At 42.8% G+C, this 11,046-nt stretch carries 10 protein-coding genes and 4 tRNA genes; 6 read left to right on the top strand and 8 right to left on the bottom strand.

The features are described from left to right. Positions 1 to 73: 73 nt before the first annotated feature. From MK127_01165 to MK127_01150, 4 genes are all read left to right on the top strand, one after another. Positions 74 to 775, top strand: a complete 702-nt coding sequence (locus tag MK127_01165) for a nucleotidyltransferase family protein (protein MCH2531410.1) — start codon at positions 74 to 76, stop codon at positions 773 to 775. Between the two features lie 71 nt (positions 776 to 846). After that, positions 847 to 923: transfer RNA gene (locus tag MK127_01160), tRNA-Pro, on the top strand. 75 nt (positions 924 to 998) lie between these two features. Then, a complete protein-coding gene (locus MK127_01155) occupies positions 999 to 2,168 on the top strand; it encodes a cysteine desulfurase (protein MCH2531409.1) in 1,170 nt (389 codons plus the stop codon). A gap of 87 nt (positions 2,169 to 2,255) precedes the next feature. Then, positions 2,256 to 3,599, top strand: coding sequence for a Rieske 2Fe-2S domain-containing protein (locus tag MK127_01150; GenBank protein ID MCH2531408.1), 1,344 nt, complete (start codon positions 2,256 to 2,258; stop codon positions 3,597 to 3,599). Between the two features lie 45 nt (positions 3,600 to 3,644). Here MK127_01150 and MK127_01145 read toward each other — a convergent pair whose 3' ends face one another. Beyond that, positions 3,645 to 4,343, bottom strand: a complete 699-nt coding sequence (locus tag MK127_01145; GenBank protein MCH2531407.1) for an isochorismatase family protein — start codon at positions 4,341 to 4,343, stop codon at positions 3,645 to 3,647. A 77-nt stretch (positions 4,344 to 4,420) separates the two neighbouring features. Between MK127_01145 and MK127_01140 the strand changes: the two genes are divergently transcribed. Continuing rightward, entirely contained in the window at positions 4,421 to 5,668 is a 1,248-nt protein-coding gene (locus MK127_01140) for a Rieske 2Fe-2S domain-containing protein (GenBank protein MCH2531406.1), read from the top strand. Here MK127_01140 and MK127_01135 read toward each other — a convergent pair. From MK127_01135 to MK127_01105, 7 genes are all read right to left on the bottom strand, one after another. Further along, positions 5,661 to 6,647 carry a hypothetical protein gene (locus MK127_01135; GenBank protein ID MCH2531405.1) on the bottom strand — a complete coding sequence of 329 codons (987 nt, stop codon included), beginning with the start codon at positions 6,645 to 6,647 and terminating at the stop codon, positions 5,661 to 5,663. The two genes, MK127_01140 and MK127_01135, sit on opposite strands and share 8 nt — an antisense overlap. Positions 6,648 to 6,692: 45 nt before the next feature. After that, complete coding sequence (locus tag MK127_01130; protein ID MCH2531404.1) at positions 6,693 to 7,706, bottom strand: amidohydrolase; 1,014 nt, start codon at positions 7,704 to 7,706, stop codon at positions 6,693 to 6,695. A 27-nt stretch (positions 7,707 to 7,733) separates the two neighbouring features. Then, positions 7,734 to 8,492 carry a 3-methyl-2-oxobutanoate hydroxymethyltransferase gene (locus MK127_01125; GenBank protein ID MCH2531403.1) on the bottom strand — a complete coding sequence of 253 codons (759 nt, stop codon included), beginning with the start codon at positions 8,490 to 8,492 and terminating at the stop codon, positions 7,734 to 7,736. 16 nt (positions 8,493 to 8,508) lie between these two features. After that, positions 8,509 to 9,792, bottom strand: a complete 1,284-nt coding sequence (locus MK127_01120) for a Rieske 2Fe-2S domain-containing protein (GenBank protein MCH2531402.1) — start codon at positions 9,790 to 9,792, stop codon at positions 8,509 to 8,511. An 84-nt stretch (positions 9,793 to 9,876) separates the two neighbouring features. Then, positions 9,877 to 9,952, bottom strand: a tRNA-Arg gene (locus tag MK127_01115). 12 nt (positions 9,953 to 9,964) lie between these two features. Next, a tRNA-Leu gene (locus MK127_01110) sits at positions 9,965 to 10,049 on the bottom strand. A 7-nt stretch (positions 10,050 to 10,056) separates the two neighbouring features. Further along, positions 10,057 to 10,133: transfer RNA gene (locus MK127_01105), tRNA-Val, on the bottom strand. Positions 10,134 to 10,331: 198 nt separating this feature from the next. On the opposite strand from MK127_01105, the gene MK127_01100 reads away from it, so the two are divergent. After that, complete coding sequence (locus MK127_01100; protein MCH2531401.1) at positions 10,332 to 11,042, top strand: acylneuraminate cytidylyltransferase family protein; 711 nt, start codon at positions 10,332 to 10,334, stop codon at positions 11,040 to 11,042. Positions 11,043 to 11,046: the final 4 nt, after the last annotated feature.

The raw sequence follows: 11,046 nt of genomic DNA, 5'->3' as shown, positions 1-11,046 counted from the left end.
ATCGAGGATTTAGGCAGCAGTCCATAGATATTTACCCGAAGCAAAGTACATCATAGACTCGCATATTATGGTAATGGAAAAACCTACTACAGCATTAATTCTTGCAGGCGGAAAAGGTGAACGATTACGCCCGCTTACGGACAACAGGCCCAAGCCGATGGTTTTGGTCAATGGAAAGCCGATTATTCAGTATCAGCTCGAGTGGCTGCGTGATAACAGTATAAATAAAGCCTTTTTGCTGACTGGGTACCTCCATAATGTCATAAACGATTACTTTGCTTCCCAGCCAGTAAACGGCCTTGATGTACGGTGCATTAAAGAAAAGTCTCCTTTAGGGAGAGGGGGTGCCTTTAAGCATGGCTACTACGAAGCAGGGTTAAATGATTCTTTGGTATATGCAAGTAACGGTGATATTTACACTAATATTTCATTTGATGATCTCTGTGCTGTTCATAGCAACGAACAAGCAATGGCCACTATTGCACTAACTCCTATGGTCAGCCAGTACGGCGTCGTTGATACGAACGAGGATACAGTTACAGGATTTAGAGAAAAACCACTACTTCCTTACTGGATAAATAGTGGTGCCTATTTATTGAATAAAGAAACAATTGAGCTTTTCCCAGATATAGGTGATCACGAAACCAAAGTATTTCCCGATTTGGCACAGGAAGGGAAATTGGCAGCTCTGAAAAGCCATGCATTTTGGCGTTCATTAGAAACTATAAAAGACTTAGACATCATCGGAGAGTTCTTAAATACAAATCAAAATTGACGCAGAGATATTAACTTTAATTTTATGCCCCATACGTATGCTAGAATTCCCTCATTGCGAGTACAAGTACTCGGGGTGTGGCGCAGTCCGGTAGCGCGCTACGTTCGGGACGTAGAGGCCCCGGGTTCGAATCCCGGCACCCCGACCATAGCTCTTTCATCACTCTTATTCACGATATATCCTAGTGCCTACTACTACGGAATTCACAAGAGGGCAATGACCAATTTTGAGTGAATTTATTTACTTAGATAATGCTGCTACTACTCCCATGTCTGCTTTAGCCGTAGCAGCAATGAATCCATATCTTTATGAAGAGTACGGTAATCCTTCTAGCCTGTATTCGTTAGGCCAAAGCGCTAGGCGTGGACTTGATCAAGCAAGGAATAGGTGTGCCAGAGTATTAGGATCTCGTCCGAGTGAAATTGTTTTTACTAGTGGTGGGACTGAATCAGATAACGCAGCCACTATGGGTGTCGCGTTTGCCCAAAAAAAAATTGGCATGCACATTGTCACAACTGCAATAGAACACCATGCCCTCTTACATGCTACAAAGTTACTAGAGCTACTAGGCTATGAAGTCACTTACATAAAACCAGAAGCTAACGGGTTAATCTCACCAGATTCTGTATTAAGCGCAATACGTGAAGACACTGTTTTGGTAAGCGTAATGCTCGCAAATAATGAAATAGGAACTATTCAACCTATTAAGAAAATATCAGATGTAATTCGCCAAAAAGCAGATGAATTGCAGCATTCAATCTACTTCCACACAGATGCTGTGCAGGCACCGGGGGCACTATCCATTAATGTGGATGATCTCGGCGTAGACCTTATGAGCTTATCCGCTCATAAATTCCATGGTCCTAAAGGCGTAGGGCTGCTTTATATACGCCAAGGCACACCATTTGTACCAACACAGGCAGGTGGTGCACAAGAGCGTGAGAGGCGAGCAGGTACTGAAAATGTGGCAGGAATAGTAGCTATGAGCGTTGCACTTGAGGAAGCAGAATACCGCCGCGTGGAGAATTCTAAAAAATGTGTTGCACTGAGAGATAAATTATTTGCTAGTTTATGTGAAAGAATTGAAGGCGTACATATCAACGGTACTCTGGAGCACCGGCTACCCAATAACGTTAATATTTCTTTCGAAGGAATCGAATCAGAGCCTTTGTTAATGGCACTAGACCTTGAAGGTATTTATGCGTCTTCTGGTAGTGCGTGTAGTGCAGGATCACTAGAGCCTTCTCATGTTTTGCGAGCAATGAAAATTACTGATGAGCGTTCGCGAGCAAGTTTGCGACTCAGCCTAAGCCCCAATACTACTGAGGAAGAAATTGACAAAGTAGTAGGCGTATTATCTGATCAAGTAAAGCGCATCCGTAAATTGATGTAATACCTAGGGCCAAAACCTGTACTCTACAACTTAACTATATAGTGGTATGCTCCGCGCGAATTAGATATTCAATGTAGGAGGGTAAATATGCTAACCCAAGACATGAATGATCGTATTGCGCGTGTTGGCCCCGGAACACCCGGGGGGGAACTTTTCAGGCGCTACTGGCTCCCGTTTATGCCATCTGCCAAGCTGGATGAAGACCCTGTGCAACCAGTAAGGCTTCTCGGAGAAGATCTCACGTGCTACAAAGATAAATCAGGGAATGTAGGGCTTATCGGCCAAAGATGTCTACATAGGGCTGTAGATTTACGTTACGGTATTCCCGACGAAAATGGACTTCGGTGCCCTTACCACGGATGGCTTTATGACTCACAAGGTTCATGCATAGAAGCCCCATTAGAAGCACGACCCGATATGTTCAAAGACCGAATAAAGCTTTCAGGATATCCCGTTAAAGAAATGGGCGGCCTGCTATTTGCTTATATGGGGCCAAATCCAGCTCCATTGCTACCGCCTTGGGATTTATTTGTGTGGCCCAATTCTGTAAGACAAATTGGCTACGCCGTCTTAAACGCAAATTGGCTACAATGCCAAGAAAATACAGGTGATCCTGCACATGGGGTTTACTTGCATGGCCATTTATTCGAATACTCACTGCAAAAAATGGGTGATACTGATCGCTTAGAACGCATGAGTAAGAATTTTCACAATGCTGCGCATGGCATTAAAGATCTATACGTACATGAAACTGAGTACGGGATGGAAAAAGGAATACTCTACTCCAAAGAGCTAGGCGCTGCTGAAGATAAAAAAACTCGGCACTCTACGGTCATTTTCCCCTTCTATACTGAGCAAAATGCTGCAGGGGCTCCATGGAGTGAATTTCAAATCCGAGTACCTATTGATGATGAACACACATACCACATAAATTATAACTGCTACGCTGCTCCTCCTGGTGTTGAAGCACCAAAGCAAGATTTTGTTCCTTATTATGAAGTCCCCGTTTGGGATGAAGACGGAAAGCCAATTCTCGATTGTATCCTCAATCAAGATTTTGTTGGATGGTGGTCTCAAGGACCGCTGACTGATCGAACTGCAGAAAATCTTGGGAGGACTGATATCCCCGTAGTCTTTTTACGCAAACAAATTGACGAAAACATTAAGATTGTTGAAGACGGTGGAGATCCTATGAATGTTTTCAGGGATCCTACTCAAATGGGGGATATTTTGTACGGAGGAGGTGCACCAGCTGAAACGTGGACTGATCCCAATTGGGCTAAAAACAGCGTCGAGCTGAATCGCAACACGCGAGCCCAATATCACAAAGGCGGAGCTACGTGGGAATCAGATAGGTATGGACCAGCTATCCCTCTTGTGGGAGAACTCCATCGAAGAATGGAAGAGGCAGTAGAACAAGCTAAATCATAATTAATAAAGAGCCTTCAATATAAATTGAAGGCTCTTTATTAATAGTTATATTTCTGGAAATACTTCTAGCCGTTCAGCAATTTCGTCTAAGTGCATTACGTCCGCATATTTATGATGCATATCAAATAAATTAATTTTGTGTGAAAGCAGTCCTCGATCAAATACACATTCCTCAGCAATCACAACGTGCAAGCCGTTCGAATAAGCATCCGCTACTGAAGCTCTCACGCAACCACTTGTACTCTCACCGCAGACAATCACTGTATCAATGCCAGCTTGGGTTAAGTGAGCCATTAAAGGAGTGCCATAAAATCCGCTTGCTCTTTGCTTATAAATAATTGTGTCTTCTGGTTCAGGACTAAACGAGTCAAAAATTTCAAAAGGGTTTTCACTTGTATTTGTCGATTGCCGATTAGTAGCGCGTACTTTGTTTGGCCTAGATTCCTGGCGATCCTCTCCTGTAGTGTAAAAAACAGGAAGCCCTCGAGATCTCATCATTGAAAAAAGCTGTTTAGTAGGATCTATAGCATTCCAAGCAAAATCCCCGCATGCGCTGGGAAATTTCTCTGCAATTTCATGTATTGCACCCGCCCCTCCTTGATAGGCCATGTTGTAGAGATCTATCGCCAAAAGCGCAGGTCGTTCACCTATATACAAATCTCTCTCATAATGACGATATAAATATAAGTCTTCTGGGCTAATTACATCTTGCCAACAATGATCCTCAAAGCCGTATTTAGTCATTATTCCTCCTACTCAATTATTAAATAATTTCCTCAAAAATATGCTAATGTCTCCATATTCGACCATTTGAGGATGTCATGCTAACTCAAGAACAAAACGAATTACTAACTCAGGTTGGAAAAGGTACTCCAATGGGGGAGTTACTTCGGCGTTATTGGCATCCTATAGCTGCGGCAGCTGAATTGAATGAAAAACCAACTAAACCGGTTAGGCTACTTGGTGAGGACCTTGTTCTGTACAAAGACAAATCTGGGGAAATAGGGCTCATTGATAGGTTTTGTCCTCACCGGCGTGTAGATCTTTCTTATGGAATACCTGAAGAGAATGGCCTCCGATGTATGTATCACGGATGGATGTTAAACAAAGAGGGTCAATGCATTGAACAACCATTCGAAGAAACAGTAAGGCCTGACGGCAGATTTAAAGAAAAAGTCAATGTAGTTGCCTATCCGGTAGAAGAATTAGGTGGATTGCTATTTGCCTATTTAGGGCCTTCCCCAGCACCCCTTGTTCCCCGATGGGATCTTTTTGTTACAGAACATGCATGGCGGGATATAGGATTCACTATACTCCCATGCAATTGGGTTCAATGCCAAGAGAACTCTACCGACCCTGTTCATGCAGAATGGTTGCATGGCGTCTACGGTCTTTATTTAGCTCAAAAAACAGGGGCCGAAGTCCCCCCATGGAGAGTCGCAATGGCTCGTCCTCATCAAAAGATTGGTTTTGAGAAATTTGCCCATGGGGTATTCAAAAAACGTGTTGTTGAAGGCACATCTGAGGAAGATGATATTTGGAAAGTGGGGCATCCTTGGGTTTTTCCAAATATTTTGCGCTCCACTACAGGAACTACCAGCACAGAATTTCAGATTAGAGTTCCGATTGATGATTACAATACCCTCCATGTCGTGTATACACGATATCAATTCCCCTCTGAAGTGGATGTACCTCCCCAAGAAGTAGTTCCTTACTACGAAATTCCTTTATACATCAATGGAGAGCTCAATCTTGAGGTTCCGCTGCCTCAAGACTTCATGGCATGGGTGACACAGGGACCAGTGACAAATAGAACAATTGAAAGGCTGGGTGAATCAGATATAGGAGTAATACAGTTCCGGCAAATGCTATTTGAAGCGATTGACGTAGTAAAAGACGGGGGTGACCCCATGAATGTGTTTCGAATTCCAGAAGAAAACGAATGCATCATGATGACTCAAGAAAGCGTTTATTACACTCCAGATAGAAATCAAGCTAGGATGATTTACCATGGGCATCAAAGGTACAATCCTAAAATTGAAGAAATTATAGGAATGTTCCCTAAATAAAGCTCTCACAATATGCAAACGCATTACCAACAGGTGAGGCGAAAACATCAATATAATCAACGATATTAATAGCACTCCCCTCAGATACTGCAGCAACTGCAATCCATGCACATGTTTCACGGGTTCCAAATGCTGGTCCACCTAAAGAGGGCATACCAGTATTAACGCGAATCTGAGTTGAAATATCCTGACTCAAGTCATCTTCCGGAATAACGTAACTATCAAAATGTTCCGCCATTCCACGGGCGTCTCCTTTGGCTAACAAATCTAGCGTCTTATGATCAAATTCGGTGTTTAGCCAAGCATTGGGCATCCCAGGCGTATGCCATAACCCTCCTGAAGCGACTACTCCAATACGAATGTTTTGATCAAATTCGTCAATGACCTCACGAACAGCCTTGCCGAACAAATAACTCCGCATGCCTGTAACCTGCGGAGCAAAATATAAGTTCATCATTATGGGAACAATTGGCGTCGTAAAATTGGTAAGCTCTTCAGCAGATCTTATTATGCCTCCAGCAAGGCCCTTGTCTGGTTTAGGCATATTCATACTAAAAGCAGGATCAAAACCTCGAGACATTACACCTAATAATAATTCTGTAGCAAGCTTAGGGTGTCCTAAAAACTCGTACCCTGGGGGAGCATGGCGACCAATCAATGGAGATCTTATTATTCGTTGAGATTTACTAAATTTTTCACCAACGTATACAGCAAACGCTGGGTAATTATTAAAATCAAAACACTCAAGTTGGTCATCACTAAAGACGATAAGAACGTCCACTTTGAGCTCTTGTACTTTATCCCTTAGGGTCTGAAAACCCTTATGAACTCGCTCCGATTTTGCCGTATTCTTCGCAAGTGACTCATTGGGCACATCCGACCTTATCGGCCTGTTATTCCGGCGTTCAACCCAAAGCTCCGGGGGTAAAGATGTTGTCCCTCCGTGTGAATGGAAAAAAGTCCCTACAAGCTTCGCCATTTTAAAATCTCAAAATTAATGACAGGATATTTATAACAAGCACAGCTATTGGATTTTCTCCAAATACGGCTTCATTCGCGGGTAGGCTACCTGAACATTCTCTTCAAATAATTTCCGACGATCCGCTTCCGTTAGCCAATCGATGCCATCGATATAAGGTTTTGTATCATCGTACTGCCTTCCAGTATCTGGATCTTCAGCTTGGACTCCGCCAATCATTTCAGAAGCAAACAGCACATTGTCCACACCTACAGTTTTGATTAAAAATTCTGTGGCGGCCTGATTGTAAATTGCCGTATCAAAATACATTTTGCTTAATAGTTCATCGAAAGGCATTCTTTTACTCATTATGCTTAGACCTTTGAAACGGGCATATTGATAAGGGATTGCACCGCCGCCGTGAGGCATAATAAATTTGATCGTAGGAAAATCTTTATATATATCTGAATCCATTATTTGCACAAATCCAGTATTGTCCACATTCATATAATGTGAGCCCGTTGTCGTAAATGCGGGGTTACAAGTACCCGACCCATGGATCATTGCGGGGACATCTAATTCAACTAACTTCTCGTAAAGTGGGTACCAATAACGGTCTCCTAAAGGAGGATCAGACCAAAACCCCCCTGATGGGTCAGGGTTTAGATTGCATCCAACAAAGCCCATCTCGTTAACCACTCGCTCCAGTTCTTGTACGACCCCTTTTTCAGGCGGAACGCCGGGGGATTGAGGTAAGGATGCTACTGGTATAAATCGATCAGGGAATAAATCACAAACTCTCTTAATGATGTCATTATTAATTTCTGTCCAATATCTACTAATTAATTCTCCTCCAAAATGATGACCCATCCAAGACGCTCTTGGAGAAAAAAGCGCAATATCAGTACCTCTTTCATTCTGAAGCTTTAATTGACCCTTCTCGAGTGACGCACGAATTTCATCGTCCGAAACATTAACAGGATGCTTTACAGGGTTGCCCATAAATGTAATCTGTGTAGCTCGAAAAATCTGTACACCTGCAGGGGCCGTTGTGTAATGGCCATGGGAATCGATAATCATAATGCTCCTATATATGTCAGTGGGATCTCACCAAGTTCCGGAGTGTATCTTTGAAACGGCATCTGAAGCAATTTCGTAGATATATTTCGCAGCGCTGGGGGTCCCGTCGTTTTTATCAATAGAATCTGATCGGTATCCTGTTAATAAATAGCTTACATAAATTCTGCCATCCGCCTCAGGTCCCGATTGTCCCCCAATTACGGGAACCTTTATAGCGTTTGCAACCGCAGAGTAAATTTCATGGCTTACGTTAGTCAGGTCAATCATTACCGCACCTGCATCTTGAACTGCATTACACCATTTCATTACGTGGTCAAAATCTTTAGTAGAACCGTGTGATGGCTCCCAAACATCAAATCCAATTTGAGGATACACAGGGAATCCCGTACCTATGACGGCTAAAACATCATCAAAAAGTTCCTCTTCCTGTGTTCGAATATCCACTTTTGTCATATCAGCCAAAGTTTCAGATTTGATTCTTTTTGCAGCCTCCTCAACAGCTTTCGGCCCTGCATTACAAGTAACAGTAGGCATATCAACATTTACTACTGCTCTTTGGGCAACGCGAGCGACAGCTTTACCAAATAAAAGCATCGCATCTAAAGAAAATTCGGAATCATCTTCCATTCCAAGAAAAGTTCGACTGACGCTATCACCAACAGAAAGAAGATCAACGCCAGCACGTTCCCAAATTTTAGTCATTTGTACGTCGTAGCAAACACCAGCTGCTATCTTCTCGCCTTTATTTTTCATTAATTGCAAATCATTAATTGTTAATCGCGACAACTCTTCCTCCCAAGCCCTAATGCTGGCACATTCTAGTGCGCTCCACTTCACTTAATTCTTGATTTTGGTCAACTAACGCTTCTGCAAAACGTACTCTGTATACACTTCCATCATTAACAGCAGGCGGCTTATATCCTTTCGAATAATCCGAGGAAAGCTTCAGAAGCCTCCGCCTCATTGCAATAATTGCGGTGTCACTTGTACCCAAGTGCTCTTCATTCCGATCTACGATGGATCCCATGCTTTCTTGCACTGCCATGTCCTGAGCTTGGATACCCTCAATTCCAGTAAACGTATTCAGTATCTGATCCTCTCGATTAATCTGATAGTCATTATTTATATTCCTTACAGGTTCGAACGATCCTGTAATAACTGGGCCTGCGAAATCATCAGCTGAAGAAATATCTGCATCAGATAGTTCCCTTTGCTCATTCCACGTAATCACAATAGTCCAGCAATTGGTCTTATCAATCGGAATCCAAGCAATACCCTGACTATTCATCCCTGGTGCTTTATCTCCGTTCTTGAAAAGATTGTAAAAAGGCATCATCCAATGGGTGAAGCGCCAATAATATTTACCTTCACCAATATCCCGTCGTGCACCCACCCGCACTCCGTAGTTTGTATCCTCTGCGGTAAAAACAGGAGATCGATCCAATGCGTGATATTTTGCTCGTAAGTCGGATGCTTTTGCAGCTTTTTCTACCCATTCTTTAGTCATGCGAAATGATTCAAGGTTTGAATGCAAAAAATTAGAATGCGAGGAATCTATTCCTCCTTCGAGTCCTTGAATCCAGTTTGTACGTTCTAATCGCTTAGTTATATGAACCTGTTTAGAAGGTAAATTAATCCATGGGAATGCTGGGAATTCAGGCATTGACGTTTTTGAGCCTAAATAAGCCCAGATAAGGCCTCCTTTTTCTTCAGTGGCGAAAGCAGTCTGCTTAATTTTATGCCGAAAATTAGAAGCTACTGGTTCCGATGGCATATCAATACATTCGCCATTAACATCAAACTTCCAGCCGTGGTATGCGCACCTTATTCCCATTTCTTCATTGCGCCCAAAAAATAAACTAGCTCTTCTATGTGGACATTTCTCAAATAACAATCCGACCTTACCGGAGGAATCTCGAAATGCAATCAATTTTTCACCCAACAAAGTAACCCTAATCGGAGCGCAATCGGGTCCGGGTAATTCAGAAGACAGCAATGCTGGAACCCAAAATAGGCGAAGGAAATCGCCCATTGCAGAGCCTCGATCAACTTGAGTCATATAGATATTGTCATCAATACTTAGCACTCGTCCCTCCAGAAAAGGTTCTATTCGCGTTACCTTGAGAACAGGACAATAACTTCAGTGAATATATAGTAATTCGGAATATAATGGCGCGCTAGGTGGGACTCGAACCCACGGCCTCATCCTCCGCAGGGATGCGCTCTATCCACTGAGCTACTAGCGCAGAATATATATTTGGTGCCGAGGGCGAGATTTGAACTCGCACGCCCTAAGGACACTGCGCCCTGAACACAGCGCGTCTGCCGTTCCGCCACCTCGGCTATCTACTGGTGGGCGATACAGGATTCGAACCTGTGACCTCTAGCGTGTGAAGCTAGCGCTCTAACCAACTGAGCTAACCGCCCCGCTCTCCCTCATTCTAATGGAAGAAGCGGAAGCTAATCCATAATCTTTCCAAATTGTACATCAGTACAACACATTACGAATCCATACCCTCATATAGATTTTAATTGGTTCAATATTCAGAGTGTCTTAAAAACTAAATTTGCTAAAATCAATGTACAATTATTGAGCTTTAATCTAAAAAGAATGTGTAGATTTGGATGCATATTTTAGGAATAATCCCCGCCAGAGGCGGTTCAAAAGGAATCCCTCGTAAGAATATAAAACTATTAGCTGGCCTACCTTTGATCGCCCACAGTGTAATAGCGGCTCAAAACTCAAATTTAATTACGAGGCTAGTACTTTCAACCGAAGACACTGAAATCGCAGAATGTGCGGCAACATACAACTGTGAGGTACCTTTTATTCGCCCCGCGCACCTTGCAGATGACTCTTCAAGAGATTTAGAAGTATTTCTACATTGCCTATCTTGGCTAAAAGACAATGAATCTTATTCTCCCGATATTGTGGTTCATTTAAGACCCACTGCACCCCTTCGAACAGCAGCGCATATAGATAAAGCTATCAATTTATTCCTAGAAACCCCGAAAGTCGATTGTGTGCGGACAGTTACATCTTCTCCGCAACATCCTCTAAAAACCTGGAAAATAGAAAACGGATTCCTTGAACCTTTCGTGCCAACTAGTACCACTGGATTCAAGGAGCCTTATAATATGCCAAGGCAAGAATTGGGTGATGCATATATACAGAATGGTTCAGTAGATGTAGTTCGCACGGAAGTAATTACAACTGGCAATTCAATGAGTGGGGCAAACATCAAAGCTATGATTATGAGCGCTGAAGATTCCGTAAATATTGATAACCCTATTGATTGGGCACTTGCAGAGATCTTGATGAATAAACGTACTTAGCAGG

Source organism: Dehalococcoidia bacterium (genome assembly GCA_022449765.1).
Taxonomy (GTDB): domain Bacteria; phylum Chloroflexota; class Dehalococcoidia; order Lucifugimonadales; family Australimonadaceae; genus UBA2963.
This window is presented reverse-complemented; position numbering and strand designations above follow the sequence as displayed.

Coding starts and splice junctions, on each gene's coding strand:
- MK127_01150 (MCH2531408.1), top strand. CDS start 2,256: ATGCTAACCCAAGACATGAATGATCGTATTGCGCGTGTTGGCCCCGGA.
- MK127_01140 (MCH2531406.1), top strand. CDS start 4,421: ATGCTAACTCAAGAACAAAACGAATTACTAACTCAGGTTGGAAAAGGT.
- MK127_01165 (MCH2531410.1), top strand. CDS start 74: ATGGAAAAACCTACTACAGCATTAATTCTTGCAGGCGGAAAAGGTGAA.
- MK127_01145 (MCH2531407.1), bottom strand. CDS start 4,343: ATGACTAAATACGGCTTTGAGGATCATTGTTGGCAAGATGTAATTAGC.
- MK127_01100 (MCH2531401.1), top strand. CDS start 10,332: ATGCATATTTTAGGAATAATCCCCGCCAGAGGCGGTTCAAAAGGAATC.
- MK127_01130 (MCH2531404.1), bottom strand. CDS start 7,706: ATGATTATCGATTCCCATGGCCATTACACAACGGCCCCTGCAGGTGTA.
- MK127_01135 (MCH2531405.1), bottom strand. CDS start 6,647: ATGGCGAAGCTTGTAGGGACTTTTTTCCATTCACACGGAGGGACAACA.